This is a genomic window from Peribacillus faecalis (genome assembly GCF_014712675.1).
Classification (GTDB): Bacteria; Bacillota; Bacilli; order Bacillales; family DSM-1321; genus Bacillus_AD; species Bacillus_AD faecalis.
The window spans coordinates 50619-71538 of the sequence record NZ_JACXSI010000013.1 but is presented as its reverse complement, the minus strand read 5'-3'; the positions used below and the strand labels follow the sequence as shown (position 1 = coordinate 71538).

22 protein-coding genes and 2 riboswitches are annotated in these 20920 nt (G+C 40.1%); of the genes, 16 read left to right on the top strand and 6 right to left on the bottom strand.

Annotated elements, in window-relative coordinates; all coding sequences use genetic code 11:
* Nucleotides 1-118: 118 nt before the first annotated feature.
* Entirely contained in the window at nt 119-1189 is a 1071-nt protein-coding gene (locus tag IEO70_RS07110) for a YqgU-like beta propeller domain-containing protein (RefSeq protein WP_190997672.1), read from the top strand.
* Nucleotides 1190-1385: 196 nt separating this feature from the next.
* Here IEO70_RS07110 and IEO70_RS07105 read toward each other — a convergent pair whose 3' ends face one another.
* Nucleotides 1386-1574: a DUF2759 domain-containing protein gene (locus tag IEO70_RS07105; RefSeq protein ID WP_190997671.1), complete on the bottom strand. Its 189-nt coding sequence runs from the start codon at nt 1572-1574 to the stop codon at nt 1386-1388.
* A gap of 196 nt (nt 1575-1770) precedes the next feature.
* Between IEO70_RS07105 and IEO70_RS07100 the strand changes: the two genes are divergently transcribed.
* Nucleotides 1771-2406 (top strand): MBL fold metallo-hydrolase, encoded by a 636-nt coding sequence (locus tag IEO70_RS07100; protein WP_190997670.1) that lies wholly within the window; start codon nt 1771-1773, stop codon nt 2404-2406.
* 152 nt (nt 2407-2558) lie between these two features.
* Nucleotides 2559-3674: a class I SAM-dependent methyltransferase gene (locus tag IEO70_RS07095; RefSeq protein ID WP_190997669.1), complete on the top strand. Its 1116-nt coding sequence runs from the start codon at nt 2559-2561 to the stop codon at nt 3672-3674.
* Nucleotides 3675-3730: 56 nt separating this feature from the next.
* Here IEO70_RS07095 and IEO70_RS07090 read toward each other — a convergent pair whose 3' ends face one another.
* Together IEO70_RS07090 and IEO70_RS07085 are read right to left on the bottom strand one after the other, a co-directional pair.
* Nucleotides 3731-3973 (bottom strand): DUF2626 domain-containing protein, encoded by a 243-nt coding sequence (locus IEO70_RS07090; protein ID WP_190997668.1) that lies wholly within the window; start codon nt 3971-3973, stop codon nt 3731-3733.
* 93 nt (nt 3974-4066) lie between these two features.
* Entirely contained in the window at nt 4067-4765 is a 699-nt protein-coding gene (locus tag IEO70_RS07085; RefSeq protein WP_190997667.1) for a helix-turn-helix transcriptional regulator, read from the bottom strand.
* Between the two features lie 276 nt (nt 4766-5041).
* On the opposite strand from IEO70_RS07085, the gene comGA reads away from it, so the two are divergent.
* Genes comGA through IEO70_RS07045 form a run of 8 tightly spaced genes read left to right on the top strand, consistent with a single transcriptional unit; the run spans nt 5042 to nt 9263 of the window.
* Nucleotides 5042-6103, top strand: coding sequence for a competence type IV pilus ATPase ComGA (gene comGA, locus IEO70_RS07080; protein WP_190997666.1), 1062 nt, complete (start codon nt 5042-5044; stop codon nt 6101-6103).
* Between the two features lie 4 nt (nt 6104-6107).
* Nucleotides 6108-7127 (top strand): competence type IV pilus assembly protein ComGB, encoded by a 1020-nt coding sequence (gene comGB / locus IEO70_RS07075; protein WP_190997665.1) that lies wholly within the window; start codon nt 6108-6110, stop codon nt 7125-7127.
* 23 nt (nt 7128-7150) lie between these two features.
* On the top strand, nt 7151-7444 hold the full coding sequence (gene comGC / locus IEO70_RS07070; RefSeq protein ID WP_190997664.1) for a competence type IV pilus major pilin ComGC: 294 nt from the start codon (nt 7151-7153) through the stop codon (nt 7442-7444).
* A complete protein-coding gene (gene comGD / locus IEO70_RS07065) occupies nt 7444-7908 on the top strand; it encodes a competence type IV pilus minor pilin ComGD (RefSeq protein ID WP_190997663.1) in 465 nt (154 codons plus the stop codon). The genes comGC and comGD overlap by 1 nt, the downstream gene beginning before the upstream one ends.
* Nucleotides 7898-8254, top strand: a complete 357-nt coding sequence (locus tag IEO70_RS07060; RefSeq protein ID WP_190997662.1) for a hypothetical protein — start codon at nt 7898-7900, stop codon at nt 8252-8254. The genes comGD and IEO70_RS07060 overlap by 11 nt, the downstream gene beginning before the upstream one ends.
* Nucleotides 8181-8642: a competence type IV pilus minor pilin ComGF gene (comGF, locus tag IEO70_RS07055; RefSeq protein WP_190997684.1), complete on the top strand. Its 462-nt coding sequence runs from the start codon at nt 8181-8183 to the stop codon at nt 8640-8642. The genes IEO70_RS07060 and comGF overlap by 74 nt, the downstream gene beginning before the upstream one ends.
* Nucleotides 8643-8654: 12 nt before the next feature.
* Nucleotides 8655-9029 (top strand): competence type IV pilus minor pilin ComGG, encoded by a 375-nt coding sequence (comGG, locus tag IEO70_RS07050; RefSeq protein ID WP_190997661.1) that lies wholly within the window; start codon nt 8655-8657, stop codon nt 9027-9029.
* A gap of 51 nt (nt 9030-9080) precedes the next feature.
* On the top strand, nt 9081-9263 hold the full coding sequence (locus tag IEO70_RS07045) for a YqzE family protein (protein WP_190997660.1): 183 nt from the start codon (nt 9081-9083) through the stop codon (nt 9261-9263).
* 50 nt (nt 9264-9313) lie between these two features.
* Here the strand turns inward: IEO70_RS07045 and IEO70_RS07040 are convergent, their stop codons facing one another.
* A complete protein-coding gene (locus IEO70_RS07040) occupies nt 9314-10105 on the bottom strand; it encodes a YqhG family protein (protein WP_190997659.1) in 792 nt (263 codons plus the stop codon).
* Nucleotides 10092-11765, bottom strand: a complete 1674-nt coding sequence (locus tag IEO70_RS07035; protein ID WP_190997658.1) for a DEAD/DEAH box helicase — start codon at nt 11763-11765, stop codon at nt 10092-10094. Before IEO70_RS07035 ends, IEO70_RS07040 begins: the two co-directional genes overlap by 14 nt.
* A 256-nt stretch (nt 11766-12021) precedes the next feature.
* Nucleotides 12022-12111, top strand: a riboswitch (glycine riboswitch).
* A 3-nt stretch (nt 12112-12114) separates the two neighbouring features.
* A riboswitch (glycine riboswitch) is annotated at nt 12115-12192 on the top strand.
* A 78-nt stretch (nt 12193-12270) separates the two neighbouring features.
* Here IEO70_RS07035 and gcvT point away from each other — a divergent pair.
* From gcvT to gcvPB, 3 genes are read left to right on the top strand one after another with little or no spacing between them, the layout of a single operon-like run.
* The gene (gcvT, locus tag IEO70_RS07030; RefSeq protein WP_190997657.1) at nt 12271-13374 is read left to right on the top strand and encodes a glycine cleavage system aminomethyltransferase GcvT; all 1104 of its coding nucleotides are present in this window, start codon (nt 12271-12273) and stop codon (nt 13372-13374) included.
* A 19-nt stretch (nt 13375-13393) separates the two neighbouring features.
* Complete coding sequence (gene gcvPA / locus IEO70_RS07025) at nt 13394-14740, top strand: aminomethyl-transferring glycine dehydrogenase subunit GcvPA (RefSeq protein ID WP_190997683.1); 1347 nt, start codon at nt 13394-13396, stop codon at nt 14738-14740.
* A complete protein-coding gene (gcvPB, locus tag IEO70_RS07020; protein WP_190997656.1) occupies nt 14733-16214 on the top strand; it encodes an aminomethyl-transferring glycine dehydrogenase subunit GcvPB in 1482 nt (493 codons plus the stop codon). The genes gcvPA and gcvPB overlap by 8 nt, the downstream gene beginning before the upstream one ends.
* A gap of 56 nt (nt 16215-16270) precedes the next feature.
* Here the strand turns inward: gcvPB and IEO70_RS07015 are convergent, their stop codons facing one another.
* The gene (locus IEO70_RS07015; RefSeq protein WP_407948775.1) at nt 16271-16639 is read right to left on the bottom strand and encodes a rhodanese-like domain-containing protein; all 369 of its coding nucleotides are present in this window, start codon (nt 16637-16639) and stop codon (nt 16271-16273) included.
* 467 nt (nt 16640-17106) lie between these two features.
* On the opposite strand from IEO70_RS07015, the gene IEO70_RS07010 reads away from it, so the two are divergent.
* Nucleotides 17107-19668 carry a vitamin B12-dependent ribonucleotide reductase gene (locus IEO70_RS07010; protein WP_190997654.1) on the top strand — a complete coding sequence of 854 codons (2562 nt, stop codon included), beginning with the start codon at nt 17107-17109 and terminating at the stop codon, nt 19666-19668.
* Between the two features lie 170 nt (nt 19669-19838).
* A complete protein-coding gene (gene splB, locus IEO70_RS07005; RefSeq protein WP_190997682.1) occupies nt 19839-20864 on the top strand; it encodes a spore photoproduct lyase in 1026 nt (341 codons plus the stop codon).
* The last annotated feature ends 56 nt before the right edge of the window (nt 20865-20920 follow it).

Genomic DNA, 20920 nt, shown 5'->3' with positions numbered 1-20920 from the left:
ATTTTTAAGTTTAACCTTTTATCTTTATGTGTAATTTACTATTATTACTATATTGCGTTTAATTAAGATTAAGGTGGTGGTCTCAATATTGTCTTATTAAGAGTTTGGGGTGAGCGGTATGGAAGGAAGAAAAGAAGCTAAAAGCAGCATCATTTTATTTTGTCTTTTTTTAATGATCTTTTCTTTTGGCTGTGAAAAGGAAAAAGTAAATAATACGAGCGGAGAAGATTCCGCAGATAAGTCAACGTTTAAAATCAAAAAGGCAGCAATAGAGCCGTTACCCCTGCTTGAAGAAGATTATCTGTTTCAGAGCAGCCATGGATGGCTGGATGATAACACAATCATTTTTTCCGCAAGTTCGGAAAGTGGCTATTATCTGTATACCTACGATGTGTTGTTGAAACAGAAAAAAGTAATCTATCAAACTAATAAAATAATTGCTGAAGCATCAATCTCGCCAAATGGTCACTATATTTTGCTCTATACATTTGACGATGATGAACAGGCCTTTATTCATATATTGACTGCGAAGGGTGAAGAGCAGTATACAATGTCGATCCCTTCAAGAGAAATCGCTTACTCATGGGATCAAAATTCAGAAACAAAGCTCGTTTTGAATACTTTCTACGAGGATTGGACATATCGTACATACATCCTTGACTTTAAGAAAGAGAAGCTTGATGAAATCGAGCTTTCCCAGCCGTTTGCAAAATGGTATACCGAGCAGGAATTTGTTTATATCCAGTTGGATGAGGATGGGACAGAATTAGCGGGAACGTTAATAAAAGAGAACGCACAAAATAACAGCAAACAAACAATTTTGGAGAATGTCCTTGCTTTTGATAGCAGCAAGGATGTGATGTTTGCTTCCCGAATACGCGATGAGAACTTATTGGAGTATGTTTTTTTGAATGAGGGCGAGGAAATAAATCATTTTGATGTAAAATGGAGTCTTGAAGAGATTATCGGCATGATTCCGGATTATGCATTAAACGTTCAAGTGACAGCCTTTTATACATTTGTGCCTAATGGGCAACGGGCTCAACTAATCATGTATAATTATGAAACAGATGAGCAGCAGGTAATCATGGACGACATGGAAATGGCTCCAATAGCCGTTTCTCCGAATGGAAAAAAACTTTTGTATGGATTCTCGCTTGAAAACTTAATTGAATTGTCCACTGAGTAGGTTTATAATTAAAAACGGCCACTGAAAATTCAAAGAATTCACAGTGGCCGTTTTGCATATTCGTATTACATTTGTTTTGTAAGCTATCTGACTTCATGGCATATCGGATAGTGGCTGCCGTACTGAAGGTATGTATACATGCATAAAGCGGGGTCGACAGTCTTGATGTTAGTAAAGCAGACGCTTACGGATTGTATTAATGCGGAACTGGTACAGCAGTAGCGCCTTGTAGTGTGGCATAGATTGTCATTATTGTGAACCAACCGAACACGCCTAGTGTGCCAGCTCCAAATACAATGCCAAGTACATTTTTGTTTTTAAGTGCAGACAGAGTTGAAAAGCCTGAAAGTATGGTAACTACTGCCGTTATGACGATAAATCCCATTATGCCTCCCCCTTTTAATCATAATGATTGTATGAAAGTCTTTGCCAGATGAATGAAATATTTACTATAATTTGTAATATAGCACTCGAGATAATTGTAAATCTTTTTCAAATCTTTGTCGAGGTATAAAAATGACACTTCTATGTCAGAAATAGTTAATTTTGGATTTTGTAATAAATATGAAAGGATGGGTTTTATGAAATATATTCAAATGCCTTTAGGTCCGCTGCAAACAAACTGTTATATTTTGCATGATGATGAAAACAACTGTATCATTTTTGATCCGGGTGAAGAGAGTGCTAAGCTGATTTCATTTGTAAAAGATAAGAAGCTCAAGCCGCTCGCGGTGCTTTTAACACATGCTCATTTCGACCATATCGGTGCACTGGATGATGTAAGGGATGCGTTTGGAATCCCTGCCTATATACATGAAAAAGAAAACAAATGGCTTGCTGACGCAAGATTAAATGGATCTGTTGCCTTTCTAATGGGACAGCAGATTGTACAAAGAAAAGCTGAGGAGCTTATTTCTAAGGAAGGCCAACTTGAAATCGGCAGCTTCACATTTGAAGTGCTTGAGACACCGGGACATTCAATCGGCAGTGTTTCATATTATTTGAAGGAAGCAGGGTTCTTATTTTCCGGGGATGTACTTTTTCAAGGCAGTATAGGAAGAACAGATTTATCGGGCGGAAGCATGGAAACGCTGATGGCATCAATTCGAACAAAACTATTGGCATTACCGCATAATACAATTGTATTTCCGGGGCATGGACCGATTACTACGATTGAGGAAGAATTGGATTATAATCCTTTCTTGAGAGGCATGTAAACAACTAGAAAGCCCCTTTCTCTTTTGAGAAAGGGGCTTTCTGGGGGATATCCTACTTCTTAAAATGGGAGGGGATATAGGTAAGCTACTAACTCAAATATAGTATATATTTTACATTGCGTCAACAGAAAAAACAAATTCTGGGAGAAAAAATGGAAAAAAATATAAAAAATATAATTAAAGCAAAAATCGGCGGCTATGTGACATATGAAGAGTTTATTCAATTGGCATTGTACCATCCCGAGTATGGCTATTACAGAAGCAATCAAGCAAAAATCGGGGCGCATGGAGACTTTATAACAAGCTCGAATATCGGTGATGTGTTTGGCAGAACACTAGGCAGATGGTTTATGTATATTTTTCGGAATTTTCAATTAAACAAAACAATCGTTGAACTGGGGGCAGGGACAGGAAAAATCGCTCAGGCAATTTTAAGCACTATAGAACAATTAGATGATGACCTGTACTCACAATTGAATTATACCCTTGTAGAAACAAGCAGGTATCATCAGGAGGAGCAAAAACAAAGGTTAAAAGACTATGCATGTGCTGAATTTAAATCGAGTCTTGATGATTTGAATGCAGTTGATGGCATCATCTTTTCCAATGAGTTTTTTGATGCCTTTCCGGTGCGAATCGTTGAGAAGAAGCAAGGATGCTTATATGAGGCAGTGGTGTCCATCGAAAATGATCAGCTTGCTGAAAAGCATATACCTATACAGGACCAGGCAATCTTAACATATTTGCGCAATCAGCAGATTCGACTGGAAGAAGGTCAAAGAATAGAAATTCCGCTCTCAATGGAAGAGTATTACCGGAAATTATCCGGTAAAATAAAAAAAGGTATATTACTGACAATCGACTATGGCTATACAAATAAAGAATGGACAGATCCGGTTCACAGAAACGGCAGTATTCGAGGATATAAGGAGCATCAGATGATAACGGATGTATTAAAAAAACCGGGAGAAATGGACATAACTACGCATATTCATTGGGATTGCTTGCGCCATTGCCCAAGTGAACTCGGTATAGAAACAACGGCCTTCTTGCCTCAAAGTGAGTTCCTTATTCGTGCAGGTATTTTAGAAGAATTTAATGAAGGGGCTGTCGGTCAGCCATTTTCTTTGGAGCATAAAAGAAATAGAGCGATCCGGACGCTAATTGATCCGAGACAAATAAGTTCCTCTTTTCAGGCATTAATACAAACGAAGAATCTCGAAGTATCGTCTGACGACTTATTTGCGCCTTCTGCATTTAATAAATAAAACTCCGCTTACACACGCGATTCGGTGTAAGTGGAGTTTTAAACGGAGCAACCTGATTAATGGCCTGCACCCGGCACCATCATAAAAGTTGAATAGTATGTAAAACCGGCAAAGCAGACTGTTAAATAAGCTCCGAAAACATATAAATACATACGCTCAGATAATTTCAAATAACTAAGTAAAACAAAGAATCCTGTTTGCGCAAAGAAAAGTAATGATACTTCCAGCATATCCCCTAAGTAAAACATAACAGCAAAAATACCAGTCCAAAAACCGAGAACCCTGTACATTCGTTCCACTAAGAACCCCTCCTTTAACCCAGCTTGTTCATTCAAAGTAATTATAATTGACTGACAACAGGAATGTAAAGGAAGTTTTGGGAATCTTTGTATCTACTTTGTGACATTCGCTTGATATGTGCAAGTTTGGCAGCCAGCCAGCATATTGCCTGTTTCAATAAGCTCGACATCGGTGAACACTGAACTGAACATGCCTTTCAGGAAAGCTGAGTGCATTTTGCAGATGGTTTCAGGATGTGATGCGGCCACTTCCTTAAACGGGCAGTTAAAAATTTGGAAATGAACTTGAGTCTGATCCTCATTAGGTTGGAAGACAGGATGAAATCCGGCTGCTGTAGCTGCGTTTCTTAAAATATGAAGTTTATCCTCGAACGAAGAAGGACTGTTAAGAGGAACTATGCCGGCTTTTGATTCAATTAACTCTTTGCCGTAAATTCTGCCTGTTTCGTAAAGGACGGCCATGCCGGGCTCCCCAAGCTGCATCATTGTTTGAATGGCGATTTTTGACAAGAGCTGATAGTCACGGAAAGGGAAATTCAATTGCACAACATCTTCAGACAATCGATATAGTCTGCTTGGTCTTCCGCCTTTACCTGTTTTCTTAGTTTCGGAGGTAAGAAGGTTAATATCTTCAAGCTTCGATAAGTGCAGACGAGCCACGTTAGGATGGATTTCAAATTGGTCTGCGATATCTTGGACAGTTACCTCGCTATGCTGTTTCGTTACATGCTGATATATATAATATCTTGTAGGATCGCTTAATACATTTGTTATTTTTAATGTTTGTTCCATCCTTTTCACCTCGGTATTATAGTTATTACTATTTTAATACAGTTATTGTTGCTATGGAATGTGTAAGGGAAGCGAAAAGAAAGAAATTCAATAATGTTCACAAATATGAAATATAAAAGTCTTTTTATTGATAAAAAAAATTCGTGTTCTTAACTTAATTCTATGTTTTGAAGAAGAGTTTGACAGAATGATGGAATTTGTAGTTTTTTGGAAAACTCAGAAGGATTACAGAAATAGCTGTCGAATATTTATGGCAGATAAAAGGAGGTGAAATTTGTGCAGTCAACAGAAAAGATGGCAGATTACATTCTTCAGCATGCCATCAGGCTGGGCGCTACCGATATCCATATCATTCCTCGGGAGCATCAGTCCCTCATTCAATTCCGCGTCGATAATCGGCTTATCCCTTTCCGTTGGAACAATCAGCAAAGCTTGCAGCGCATTATTTCCCATTTGAAGTTTCTTGCCGGCATGGATATTGGAGAAACCCGCAGACCTCAAAGCGGAAGCATGAGTGTGACACATGGAAATCAAGTAGTTGGCTTGCGTTTATCCTCATTGCCTGCTGCCGGAAGTGAAACATTGGTTATAAGACTTCTTCCGAAACAAAGCATACTCCCTCTCGAACAGCTCTCTTTATTTCCATCAACCGCGAGCAAGATTCTCTCCTTAATGCGTCATTCTCATGGTTTGATTATCATGACAGGACCAACCGGTTCAGGAAAATCAACTACACTGTATTCTTTATTGCATCATGCAAAGACATTTATCCACCGTAATATTATTACACTTGAGGACCCGATTGAAAACTTCTCTGATGATATGCTTCAAGTACAAATTAACGAGAAGGCCGGTGTAACTTATTCGGTCGGTTTGCGTGCGGCTCTTCGGCATGACCCGGATATAATAATGGTCGGGGAAATCCGTGATTCAGAAACTGCCAAGATTGCTGTAAGGGCAGCGCTAACTGGGCATCTTATATTAACTACCATGCATACGAGAAATGCGGAGGGGGCAATTCATAGACTGATAGAATTCGGTGTCAGCCTGACAGAAATTAAGCAGACGTTAATTGGCATTACTGCGCAGCGGTTATTGGAGCTTGCCTGCCCAATTTGCACAGGGGAATGTCCTCCATATTGCCAATTCCGGGAAAGACAAAAGCGGGCCAGTGTGTATGAGCTTCTTCATGGCAAGGAATTGGCTGAGTTATTGAAGAAAGGCGGTGAAACGAATAATGAATATTCGTATAGGCTCCTTAAAGATGAAATTAAAAAAGCCGTTGCTCTCGGTTTCGTTCGCGAAGAAGAGTACGGACGCTGGATTTATGAGGAATAGGAGAGTGTGGAAGAGGAAAGAACAAGCCTTGTTTTTACTGAGGCTTGGAGAGTTATTAGAATCCGGTTACCATTTGTCAGAAGCTCTACGCTTTTTGCAATCGCAAGAATCAATCAGGCGCAGAGACAGTATCAATGAGGCACTTCAATTATTAAAATCTGGACAGTCGTTGCATGAAGTGATGGAAGCGATCGGTTTTCACCCCCAATTGCTCCAATATATTCATTACGCTGAGTTTTACGGTGATCTTTCTCATGCACTTCAAGAGGGGGGGCGTTTCTGGCAAAAGCGTAACGAAGACCGGGAAAAGTTAATGAAAATATTAATCTATCCTTTTGTTCTCCTTCTGTTAATCCTTTTTATTTCAGTTATGCTTCAAGGTATCCTGCTGCCGAAATTTGAAGCATTATATGAAAACATGGCGATTGCGCCCTCCTTTTTTATGACATTCGTATTATTTATGTCCTCGCTCTCCGATTATCTCCTTTATGGTACAGCTTTTATGGCTGCACTCTTGCTGACAGGAAAAAAATGGTGGTACAACAAACTTTGTCCCCTTCAGCAAAAACAATTTCTTTTGAAAATCCCTTTTTTGAAAGTGTATATCCGTTTATTTGATACGTACTATTTTTCTTATCAGTTAAGCGGTCTTCTCGCTGGAGGGCTTTCGTTTAATGATAGTATGCAACTTTTTAGCGCTCACAGTAAAAATCCTTTCTTTAAGAAAGTAACGCAAGTGATTACAAATGGGTTGAATGAAGGCCGAAGTTTGCCATCTGTTTTTCGGGATCTCCCGTACTTCGAACTATATATGAGCGATGTTTTAGGGAATGGACAGAAAAACGGAAAATTGGATAAGGAATTGTATCACTACAGCCGCATTGTCATGCAAATGCTGGAAGGGAAGATTTCTGCTGTTTTAAAAATGATTCAGCCGCTTTTATTTGCTTTTGTAGGTATCATCGTCATCGGAATCTACTTATCGGTATTGCTGCCGATGTTTAAAATTATCGAGAGCTTTTAATATTCATCAGAAAGGAGCAAAAAATGAATCAAAAAGGCTTTACGCTAATAGAAATGTTGATCGTATTACTCGTTATCTCGGTGTTGCTGATCATTACAATCCCGAATATTGTAAAGCAGCAAGGGACAATCCGAGATAAAGGCTGTGATGCGCTGGAAAAGATGGTGCAGGGGCAGGTTCAGGCATATCAAATTGATCATGATAAGCTTCCGGAAAGTTTAAGTGAGATGAAAGAAAAAGGCTATATCAATAGTTGGACATGTCCGAACGGCAAAGACCTTACGTATGATAAGGGAACAGTAAAGGTGTCAAATTAATGATTAAGAACGGTATAAGGAGACTAATGCTGTCAGAATCCGGCTTTACATTGATAGAAATGCTGCTCGTCTTGTCGATTTTGCTTATTATTATGGCAACGACAATAGTTGCTGTACCGAGATATTTAGAAAAGCGGGAAATTGAGAGCTTTCTTCAGCAACTCTCGCATGATGTGCATTATGCGCAAGCACTTGCCATACAAGATCAGTCTTTTTACCGGGTAACATTGAATACATCCAGTGATATTTATTTTATTTCTAAATACACAAAACGTGTTTTTACGAGAGAATTTCCCGAAGGAGTTTCATTTATGCGAGGAAACAGCACGATGGATTCCTCTGTCACTGCTTATGCAAGTGGCATATTTTCAGATAGCGGTACTTGGATTTTTAAGACAGAACATTATACGTATGCATTCAAGATTTATTTAGGAGAAGGAAGGCACACGTATCATGAACAATAAAGGTTACGCATTAATGGATGCTTTAGCGGGATTAGGTACTATGCTTTTTATCAGTTTCTTCCTCTTGCCGGTCTGGTGGAAAATTGAGCATGACCGGATGGATGTGCGCAAGTCCTTAAAGGCACAGCAAATACTATATGAGAATTTGCAGTCTTATTATGATTCCGGATATTTTGAAACAGAGATTGAGGACCCTGGGAGCAATGGGCGCTTCTATACGGTCATTCAGCCGATGAGGACAGATACGGCCTTGATGAGAGGATGTGTAACGTATGAAAACAGTCAGAGGGAACAAGTGGAATTTTGTGATGTTATTAAAGCGGGAGAGCGGATTCACACTGATTGAAATGCTCTTTTCATTAACAATCATGCTGATTGTCGCTCATTTGTTCTTGCAGACTATGCTAGTTGTACAGCCTCTAAAGGCAGGCGCTGATGAAATGAACCCTCTAGAATGGGAGCTGTTTATGCATAGTTTGAAAAAAGAAATCAGAATGGCTGATACAGCTTCTGCAAAGGGGGATAAGCTGGACTATATTAAAGAGGGGACGCAATATACAGTTTCTCGATATAACAACATTTTAAGACGGCAAGCTTTTGGCACAGGTCATGTAATCTTGTTACATAATGTCAAAAGTTTTAAGGTAGAGAGACAAGGGGATTTTATCAAATTAACTGTAGCAGATTTAAGCGGGAAACAATATATTGCTAATTTGCTATGTGACTATGAGTGAAGCAGGTGGCTTATGAGAAATGAGCAAGGATATATCTTTTTCTCAACTCTCATCATATTATCTTTTCTTCTTGTTGTTATTGTGAACAGCATAAATTTGTTCGTGACGGAAAAAAGCTTTGCAGATAAATCAGAAAGCATATATACAATCGACCACTTGTTATTTTTAGCTAAAGTAGATACGGTAACAATACTGCAACAGGAGGAAAGCGAGAATGCGGGGATATTAATATATGAAAAGGGCAATGTTGTATACAATATCGAGCTGATTGATGAAGAGCAAGTGAAAGTATCACTTTATGCTTCGGATAAGTTTGATGGAATGGGGAGAGCGCATTTTATTTATCATCTTTCAAAAAATAAAGTAATGAAATGGTCGGAAATATAAAGAGCATGAATGAAAAGGGTGATAGCTGGCAATACTGATTGTGGTGATTAGATGAAAACAAATGATTATATTAAATTTTTAACGCAGGAATTTGTCACATATGTAGATCAGCCAAAGGAAAAACGGAAGAAAAAGAAGCAAGCAAGAAACAAACAAGTAAAGCCGGTTTATACAAGCAAATGGTTCGGATTAATTCCGTTTGCGCTATTGATGGTTTTTAAGAGAAAAAGATAACAAAAAACGGAAGCGGATGTGTTCGGTACACATTTGGCTTCCGTTTTTTTTTACAATCCATGACTTTTCAAATAAAACATGCCTCCGTTAATTATCGATATGTTAATGTTCGGTTCATATTGTTGTTGCAAAGCGATTCTTTCATTCTCATAGCTTTCTCCTTTTTCCTCGTCACTGTAGAAGTGCTCCAACAGCTTCAAGTCACTTTCCCATTTGGACAATGCTCTTTCGGCCCATTGGTGATCTTCCTCCTCAAGCTTCAATAGCACATAGCGCTCTAATCGGCTAATGCCGCTTTTGGGCATGATGATTGGAGAGAGGGTGAAAGAAAAGTCCGGGATTTTTGGTGTCAGAGATAAACTTGTAGTCTTTTCATGAAAGTTCTCGACGATATTTCCGGAAAGCAAGTGCAATCCTAATGAGAATAAATAATCTTTTTTACGGTCACAAATAAATGATACTTTAAAATTTGCTGCCAGCCATGGGTGAAGAGGCTGTTGCATGTCAGTTTCATTTTGCCGATTTTCATAAAGCCGAATATAGTTGGCCATTCTTTTCGTTGATTGGAAGATTTGGTGCAGCTTCGGTGAGCCGAAATGGATAAGCTCGCCTTTTATATCTTCGGGTGCTTTAGCCGGGTCAAAAATAAAAGTCATGACAGCGGGATTCGGCTGCCCACCTGTTTTTTCAAGGTAATGCCAATAAAATGGCCGGTTCATGAGCTCCTTATCAAGGTCAATTGTCAGCTGGACCGTCATATACGATTCGTGGTCAGCAACTAATTCAGCTCCATTTGCTCGAAAGTATGCTGATAAAAAGCGACGAATATCATGTTGCTGCATGGTGTTCACGCTCCTTCAGCTGCTTAGCTAATGAAATGATCGAGGATAAGTTCTCCATTTTGATTTTCATTTCTCCTTCTGATTTCGAACTGCTGACAATATCCTCTAAATATTCTTCAAACTCGCCGAAATCAAGTTTTGTTAAAATTTCATCAAGCTCTCCGACAACTTTCTCAAACAACTGTATTTTTTCATATAATAATCGTAATATATGTTCCTCAACCGTCCCTTCAGTAGCGAAGTTATATATATTGACGTCTTTTTCCTGACCGAGACGATGAACTCGTCCGATTCGTTGTTCGAGTCTCATCGGATTCCAAGGTAGGTCAAAATTAATAATCGTATTGCAAAACTGGAGATTGATTCCTTCTCCTCCAGCTTCCGTTGCTATCAGCACTTGAGCATGATTTTGAAAAAGCTCTCTCATCCAATCTTTTTTCCCGCGCTTAAACCCGCCACGGAAAGGGACAGATGTGATGCCGTGCTGCTTTAAAAACCATTGCAAATATAATTGTGTTGCACGGTACTCTGTAAAAATGATGACTTTATCATTTTCTTTCCTGATGATTTCTAATGCTTTTTCTGCCTTGGAATTTGATTTTACGGCATTAATTTTTTCTTCAATTTCTTTAATGGATTGTACAAATAATGGGCTTGGATTTTCATGTTTTTTCATCATATTTTGTAATGTGTAAAAAACAGCTTCACGGCTGCTGCAGGCTTCCCGCTGCAAGGTGAGTTTAGAAAAACCACTCGCTGCATTTTCTGATAGCGGACAGTTGCTGACTGTTTTATATAAAGCGGCTTCTTCTTCGGAAAACTGAATAATGACAGATTCGACTTTTCTTTTAGTCCATTCAATACCGGTCTCGCTTCGGCGGTTGCGGATCATCACTGCATTGACGAGTTCCTTTAGTTTTTCGTCCTCTAAAATTTGTCTTCCTTTTCCTTTATGTTTTTTGCTGAAAATAGTAGCGTTTCCTAGATGACCTGGCTTCAATAACGACACCAGATGGAAGATTTCATCGACTTTATTTTGAATTGGCGTCGCTGTCAGCAACAAACAAAATTTCTTTTTTAAGCTTTGGACAAATTCGTAGTTTTTCGTGTTTCTGTTTTTTAATTTATGTGCTTCATCGACAATAATAAAATCATAATCTTGTTCAAATATAATTTCTCGATGAGGAGACCGCTTCGCTGTGTCAATCGAAGAAACAATGACATCGCACGATTCCCAAACATAGCTTTTTCTTTGGACTACCGCCGGAATGAAAAATTTGCTGTTTAGTTCATAAGCCCATTGTGAAACGAGAGAGGCTGGCACTAAAATCAACACCTTTTTCACAAGACCGCGAATCATATATTCTTTTAATATAAGACCGGCTTCAATCGTTTTTCCAAGGCCGACTTCATCCGCTAAAATGGCTTTTCCGTTCATATTTTCCACAACCTGTTTAGCGACTTCAAGCTGATGAGGCAGCGGTTTTAAATGGAGAAGATGATTTGGAGCGAGAAGACCTTCAAAGCTTGGAACCTGTAGATGTTGCTCTGCCTGGAAAGCAAGATTGTATAGCTCCTGGCTCGACCAAGGGCCGTCATCTTCTAATCTCTGCAACAAACCATTTTCCCAAGATGAATCATAATTTACTTTGATTTTCATATTTATCACTCCTTTAATGGCGAAATTATAAGTATGTAAGGCTAAAAGTCGAACGTTTTCGAATGTTTTCGAATAGAATATAAGTATTTTGAGAGAATAAACGATAGATAATTATTGCAAATATTCAATATTTAATGTTAGGATGAAAATAGCTTTTAACATTGATTACATACTGACATTATTTAGTGCAATGTGAATGAAAGCCGTATTCCTTGTTTTTTTGTAGTATAGCCATTTTATAAATTTATATTAGCGGTTGAAGGCAGAGGGAGAGACTGTATTAAATTACAGCGCCGAAGGAGCAAACATTAGTGAATCTCTCAGGTAAAAGGACTTCTGCTGGACGCGCCTCTGGAGAGAGTTCATTGAACCACCAAAGGGGACAGCTTTGCTTTTGCAAAGTAAAATCTCAGGTAACAGGACAGAGTAAGCTCATTTAACAAAAAAGGGGCTTTTCTGTCCTTTTTTGTGCATTCTTATCATATTTGCGGGGGGATTGAAAGAAATGACACAATTAAAGAGAACGCCTTTGTTTGATGTTTACGGCCAATACGGTGCGAAAACAATCGATTTTGGCGGATGGGAGCTTCCGGTTCAGTTCTCTGGAATTAAAGAAGAGCATGAAGCGGTTCGCACAAAAGCAGGGTTGTTTGACGTTTCTCATATGGGGGAAATTACGGTTAAGGGAAAAGAAGCGTTAGCTTTTTTGCAAAGAACAGTTACGAATGATGTCAGCAAGTTGGCAAGCAGCAAGGCACAATATGCGGCAATTTGCTATGAAGACGGCGGAACGGTGGATGACATTATCATCTACAAAAAGGCAGAAGAAGATTACTTGCTTGTCGTCAATGCGGCAAATGTGGATAAAGATTTTGAGTGGCTGATGAAATTTGCAGGAGACTATGAGGTTTCATTGCAAAACATCTCAGCGGAAATCGCGCAGCTTGCATTGCAGGGACCTTTAGCGGAAGAAGTTTTGCAAAAATTAACTGAAAATACAGATTTAAAAGAAATTAAATTTTTCAGCTTTATAGACGGTGTGAAAGTGTGCGGCATCAATACGCTCGTTTCAAGAACTGGATATACAGGCGAAGATGGATTTGAAATATATTGTCCTGCAGAAAATGCGGCATTAATTTGGCAAGAAATTTTAAAAAGTGATTTAGTAAAACCAATCGGACTGGGAGCGAGGGATACGCTTCGATTTGAAGCGGGGCTTCCGTTATACGGGCAAGAGCTGTCAGCAACGATTACACCAATTGAAGCAGGCATCGGCTTTGCTGTGAAGTGTGACAAAGAAGCCGATTTCAATGGTAAGGAAGTGCTGAAACAGCAGAAAACAGAAGGGGCACCGAGAAAGCTGATCGGTATTGAGATGATTGATCGCGGAATTCCGCGCCATGGTTATCCGGTATACATCAACGATGAATTAATCGGGGAAGTCACGACAGGCACTCAATCGCCTACGTTAAAGAAAAATGTCGGATATGCGCTAATCCAATCGGAATATGCGGCGCTTGATGAAGTCGTTACGGTAGAAATTCGCGGTAAAAAACTGCAGGCGAAAATTGTTCCGACACCTTTTTATAAGAGACCGAGAAAACAATAGGGGGAAGACTTACGTTATGATAAAGCATCGTTATTTGCCAATGACAGAAAGTGATCAAAAGGAAATGCTGGAAGCGATCGGTGTCTCTAGCATCGATGAATTATTTGAAGATATTCCTGAAAGTGTTCGTTTTAAAGGTGAGTATAATATTAAACCTGCAAAATCAGAATCGGCTCTTTTAAAAGAATTGAGCCAGCTCGCTGCTAAAAATAAAGATTCTAAGACTTATACATCTTTTTTAGGAGCAGGTGTATACGATCACTATGTGCCGGTCATCGTTGATCACGTACTTTCCCGCTCGGAATTTTATACAGCGTACACGCCGTATCAGCCGGAAATTTCCCAAGGTGAGCTGCAGGCGATTTTCGAATTCCAAACGATGATCTGCGAATTGACAGGACTGGATGTAGCGAACTCTTCTATGTATGATGGAGGGACAGCTCTTGGGGAAGCAGCAACTTTGGCTTGCGGTTCGACTCGACGTAAAAAAATCTTGATTTCTGCTGCAGTGCATCCGGAGTATCGTGACGTTGTAAAGTCATATGCGAAAGGTCAATATATTGAAGTCATTGAAATCCCGCAAACGGACGGCTTGACAAATCTTGATGTATTGAAGGGGCACATGAGTGATGAAGTAGCTGGTGTCATCGTTCAATATCCAAACTTTTTTGGCAGAATAGAAGAACTGGATGAGATTGAGAAAATTGTTCATCAAAATAAAGCTATGTTTATTGTATCTAGCAATCCATTAGCGTTAGGCGTGTTGACACCACCGGGAGAATTCGGGGCAGATATCGTTGCTGGAGATGCACAGCCATTCGGTATTCCAGCAGCATTTGGCGGTCCTCATTGCGGGTACTTCGCTGTCAATCAAAAGCTTATGCGTAAAGTGCCGGGCCGTTTAGTCGGTGAAACAGTCGATGAAGACGGAAAGCGCGGCTTCGTTTTGACATTGCAAGCCCGTGAGCAGCATATCCGCCGTGACAAAGCGACTTCTAACATCTGTTCTAACCAAGCATTAAACGCCTTGGCAGCGTCTGTTGCTATGACAGCTTTAGGGAAAAAGGGCGTCCGTGAAATGGCAGCTCAAAATATTCAAAAAGCGCATTATGCAAAAAAAGCGCTTCAAGCAAAAGGAATTGAAATCGTTTATGAGGGTCCTTCTTTCAATGAATTTGTCATTAAGCTGCCGGATTCCTATGAAATGTGCAATGCGGCATTATTGAAAAAAGGGATAATCGGAGGCTATCACTTAGGTTTGACTTATCCTGAATTGAAAAATCATATGCTGGTGGCCGTAACAGAACTACGAACAAAAGAGGAAATTGATGCATTTGCACAAGAATTGGGGGATCGCCATGAATAAGCAAAATCAACCTTTAATCTTTGAAAGCAGTACAGAAGGACGAATCGGATACAGTTTGCCGGAAATGGACGTGGAACAAGTCCAAATTGAAGAGCTGATTCCTTCTGCTTATATTCGCCAAACAGAGGCACAATTGCCGGAAGCGTCTGAACTGGATATTATGAGACATTACACAGCGCTTTCGAAAAGAAACCATGGCGTTGACTCCGGATTTTATCCGCTTGGCTCTTGCACAATGAAATATAATCCGAAAATTAACGAAAATGTTGCCCGTTTCAACGGTTTCGCAAACATCCACCCTTTGCAGGATGAAAGCACAGTTCAAGGGGCATTGGAGCTTTTATTTGATTTGCAAGAATCATTGAAGGAGATTACCGGTATGGATGAAGTGACGTTGCAGCCGGCTGCCGGTGCTCATGGCGAATGGACCGGATTAATGATGATTCGTGCCTATCATGAAAATAATGGTGACTTCGGTCGTACTAAAGTTATCGTTCCCGATTCAGCGCATGGAACAAATCCGGCTTCTGCAACAGTTGCTGGATTGGAAACAATTACGGTTAAATCAAATGAGCAAGGTTTAGTTGACCTTGAAGATTTAAGACGGGTAGTGGGTGATGATACAGCAGCATTGATGCTGACTAATCCGAATACATTAGGTCTGTTTGAAGAGCAAATTTTAGAAATGGCCGAAATTATTCATAATGCAGGCGGAAAGCTTTACTATGATGGAGCAAATTTAAATGCCGTTTTATCAAAAGCGCGACCTGGGGATATGGGATTTGACGTCGTTCACTTAAATCTTCATAAAACATTTACTGGACCTCACGGAGGCGGCGGTCCCGGTTCAGGACCTGTTGGTGTAAAATCTGATTTGATTCCATTCCTTCCATCTCCGGTCATCGTGAAGGAAGAAGACAAAATTAAGCTTGATTATAATCGCCCATTAACAATTGGCCGGGTGAAACCTTTTTACGGAAACTTTGGCATCAACGTACGTGCCTATACGTATATCCGTTCAATGGGTCCTGACGGCTTGAAAGCTGTGACAGAGTATGCGGTATTGAATGCAAATTATATGATGCGCAAGCTGGCTCCATACTATGACCTGCCGTATGACCGTCATTGCAAACATGAATTCGTTCTAAGCGGACGCAGACAAAAGAAATTGGGCGTCCGTACATTAGATATCGCCAAAAGATTATTGGATTTCGGCTATCATCCGCCAACAATTTACTTCCCGCTTAACGTAGAGGAAGGCATGATGATTGAGCCGACAGAAACAGAAAGCAAGGAAACATTGGACGGCTTTATCGACACACTTATCCAAATTGCGAAAGAGGCGGAGGAAACGCCGGAAATCGTACAGGAAGCTCCGCACACAACCGTCATTAAGCGACTTGATGAAACGTTAGCGGCAAGAAAACCGGTTTTACGATACAAAAGAGAAAGCGCCCCGGTAGGCACTGTATAAATCTTTAAATATAAAAGACTAACGCAGCGAAATTGCGTTAGTCTTTATTTTAATTATTATTTTTTCTTGATTTTGCCAGTCCATTGCTTAAAGCCTTTATCTAATTGATAAAGATCTCTGTAGCCTTTTTTGTACAGCATTTGGGCAGCGCGTCCACTGCGCATACCGCTTTGGCAATACAAATAAACAGGCTTATCAGGACGAATCTCCTTCAGGCGATTTTTAAGCTGAGACATAGGAATGTTTCTGGCTCCAAGAATATGACCCGCTTCGAACTCATTAGGCTCGCGAACATCGATGAGTTGCGCTTTGCGATATCCTTCAATGAATTGTTCTTGTGATAGCGTCTTCACAATTCTTTTTTGCTGCCACCATGTATAAACGGAATACAGGATGATTGCTGCCAGTATTACAATTACAGAAATTAGCAAAGTTAAAACTCCTCTCAAACTAAAAACAATACAATCACTTATTACATTATAATATCGCCTATATAATATTTCAAAGGAATTTCATAAAAGCTTGTTCATAATCCTTTTCTTTGTTTGTAATTCATAGTTTTGCTATCCTTAATGCAGAAATAAATAAGAAAATGATGTAGGGAATTGTATCAAAGAAGAAAGGAAATTCTAATTGAAGCTTCGAATAAATCAAGTCTGAAATTAATATGGAAATCACTGAAATGACGGATAAAAACGCCTTTTTCTTGTTTTTTCGTCATTTCTTGCATTTTCCTGTACTTGACAAAAAATAATAAATATAAAAAATAACACAATATGTAGTGGTTCGCATTTTAGATTCCGACTATATATTGTATTTGATTTATAGCTGTGTTAAATTAATATTACTTGATAAATGATCGACATGGAGTACAAATAAAGGAGATGTAGCAATGGCTGTTGCACAAAAACAATTAATGGCTAATACGATTGAGAGGTTGAATAAAGACATTGCGCTCTTTCCTCAAGTTCATCCGATCACACCGGACATGAAGCTGACGCATAAGGGAGTTTCACGACTTGTCATGATTGACCGTTATGCTTTTAAAGATACAGCAAAGCTGACATTATCAGAGGGAGATTTTGTCGTTTTAACAATAAAAGAAGATCCGAAGTTCCCGGCTCGCGGCTTAGGATATATTACAGCAATTGACTGGGAGAATAAAAAGGCGACTGTGCTTGTCGAAGAAGAATTTCGCTCGGCACTTGATCATCCAGAGGAAACAGAGAGCGGTTTAGTAGTCCGTTCACTAGATGTCATTGAAAAGCCTTTAGAAATCTTTTATGAACAAATTGCGAAACGAAATGCCACAGGGATGGCATCGGTTGAGCAAACAGAAGAAAAACGTCAAGAATGGTTTGAGAAGTTTTATCATGAATTGGCGAGCTTGAATTTTGTTCCGGCAGGAAGGGTATTATATGGAGCCGGCTCCAATACAGACGTCACATATTTTAACTGTTATGTCATGCCGTTCGTACAAGATTCACGTGAAGGAATTTCCGAGCACCGTAAACAAGTGATGGAAATTATGAGCCGCGGCGGTGGTGTCGGAACGAATGGTTCAACTTTACGCCCCCGCAATACGCTTGCTAGAGGGGTAAACGGGAAATCATCCGGTTCAGTATCATGGTTGGATGATATTGCGAAGCTGACGCACTTAGTCGAGCAGGGCGGCAGCCGAAGAGGCGCACAAATGATCATGCTTGCTGATTGGCATCCTGACATTGTTGAATTCATTATTTCTAAAATGCAAAACCCGCGTATCCTTCGCTATTTAATGGAGAATACGAGCGACGAATATATTAAGAAGTATGCAAGTGAAAAGCTGAATTTCACACCGCTTACTGAGAATGAAAGAGATATGTATCAAGGCATCTTAAATTATAAGATGATTCCTGGTACAGGCGGATTCAGTGAAAAAGTGTTGCGAGAAGCAGAATTGAAGCTGCAGGCTGGAGGGAATTACAGTGTCCATAATCCCGACTTTTTGACTGGAGCAAACATTTCTGTCTGCTTAACGAAAGAATTTATGGATGCTGTTGAGAATGACGAAGATTATGAGCTTAGATTCCCAGATATTGAGAGCTACAGCGCTGAAGATATGGAAGCTTACAATCAGAAGTGGCATGAAGTTGGAGATGTGCGTGAATGGGAGAAGATGGGCTATAAAATCCGCACTTATCGTACAATCAAAGCGAAAGAGCTTTGGAATTTAATCAACATTTGCGCCACATATTCTGCAGAGCCGGGTATTTTCTTCATTGATAACGCCAATGAAATGACAAATGCTAAAGCGTACGGACAGCAGGTTGTAGCAACAAATCCTTGCGGCGAACAGCCGCTCGCGCCATATTCTGTTTGTAACTTAGCAGCGGTCAACCTTGCTGAAATGGCCAATAAGGGAACAAAGACAGTTGATTTCGACAAATTAAGACGAACAGTCGAAGTCGGCGTCAGAATGCAGGATAACGTAATTGATGCGACACCTTACTTCCTTGAGGAAAATAAAAAGCAGGCGCTTGGTGAACGCCGGGTCGGTCTTGGAGTTATGGGCTTGCATGATCTACTTATATATTGCGAATCGGAATACGGTTCTCCGGAAGGCAACCTACTTGTAGAACAAGTATTCGAGACAATTGCTGTGACAGCCTACCGGACTTCAGTCGAGCTTGCGAAAGAAAAAGGCAGCTTTCCGTTCCTGGAAGGCAAAACGCTTGAAGAGACAAAGGACTTGCGCGAACAATTTATCCAATCCGGATTTATGAAGAAAATGCCGGAAGATATCCGTCAAAGCATTGTCGAATCAGGTATTCGAAACTCACATTTATTGACTGTTGCTCCTACAGGCAGTACAGGAACAATGGTTGGTGTCTCTACAGGACTTGAGCCATACTTCTCATTTACGTACTATCGCAGTGGCCGTCTTGGTAAATTTATAGAAGTGAAAGCAGACATCGTGCAGGAGTATTTGGATCGTCATCCGGAAGCAGATCCTGAGCAGCTTCCGAGCTGGTTTGTTTCAGCGATGGAACTTTCCCCTGAAGCACATGCGGATGTGCAATGCATCATACAAAAATGGATTGACAGCTCGATTTCCAAGACAGTTAATGCTCCAAGAGGATACACGGTTGAGCAGGTCGAGAAAGTATATGAGCGCCTGTACAGAGGTGGTGCGAAGGGCGGAACGGTATACGTAGACGGTAGCCGCGACTCGCAAGTGTTAACGCTGAAAGCGGAAGAGAATCACTTTGAGCAGCAATCACTGCATTTAGAGGAAGAAGAGAAAAAGAAAGTAGTACTTGTTGATACAATCAATGAGCTTCGTTCGACGAAAGTAACGATTGGATCAGAAGTTGGAAACACTTGTCCTGTATGCCGTAAAGGCGAAGTGCAGGAATTGGGCGGATGCAACACATGTACAAACTGCGGCGCTCAGTTGAAATGCGGACTATAATTTAAAAGCAGCAAAGGATCTTTGGAAAGCGTCATTTGGCGTTTTTTAAAGGTCTTTTTTGTGTGAAAGAGGAGTTACTTTAACCCACATATTCCCTAGGCGTTTCATGCATTTATGCTTATTTGCACGGAGACAATAAGTCAACGTATGAACGCATAGGAGTGATGATGTTGAAACCGTTTGTTCCACAGCTTGTTTATATTGAGCCAAAAGCGTTGGAATATCCGCTTGGAAAGGAATTGAAAGAGAAATTTGAAAGAATGGGAGTCGAGATTAGAGAGACGACCTCGCATAACCAAATTCGCGATTTGCCGGGTGATACAGAATTGCAGAAGTATCGCGTGGCAAAATCTACCCTTGTTGTCGGTATCCGTCGTACGTTGAAGTTCGATACATCGAAGCCCTCAGCGGAATATGCGATTCCGTTAGCGACCGGCTGCATGGGGCATTGCCACTATTGTTATTTGCAGACTACACTCGGCAGTAAACCGTATATACGCACATATGTTAACCTTGATGAGATTTTTGAACAAGCGCAAAAATATATCGATGAAAGGAAGCCGGAAATCACCCGTTTTGAAGCAGCTTGTACGTCGGACATTGTCGGTATTGACCATTTGACACATTCTTTAAAAAAAGCAATTGAATTCATCGGTACGACCGAATATGGACGGCTTCGTTTCGTGACAAAGTTTCACTATGTCGATCACTTATTAGATGCCAAGCATAATGGGAAAACCCGGTTTCGCTTTAGCATTAATTCCCGCTATGTCATAAAGAACTTTGAGCCCGGCACATCCAGTTTTGATGAACGGCTTGAAGCAGCGAAAAAGGTAGCGAATGCCGGTTATCCGCTTGGATTCATCGTTGCCCCTATTTATATGCACGAAGACTGGCAAGGAGGATACTTCGAATTATTTGAAAGACTGGCTCAATCTTTAAAGGATGTCTATATCCCTGACTTGACCTTTGAATTAATCCAGCATCGATTCACGAAACCGGCCAAAAAGATGATTGAGAAGCATTATCCGAAAACGAAGCTCGATTTGGATGAAACGAAGCGTAAATACAAATGGGGAAAATACGGAATAGGAAAATATGTTTACCCGACGGATGAAGCAAAAGATCTTGAAGAAACAATTTCTGACTATATTCATCAATTCTTCCCTCACGCCAATATCCAATATTTCACTTAAGTTTTAAAATGTAAGAACAATAGCCAAACTCCCTGCTTACACATGTAGTATATGGG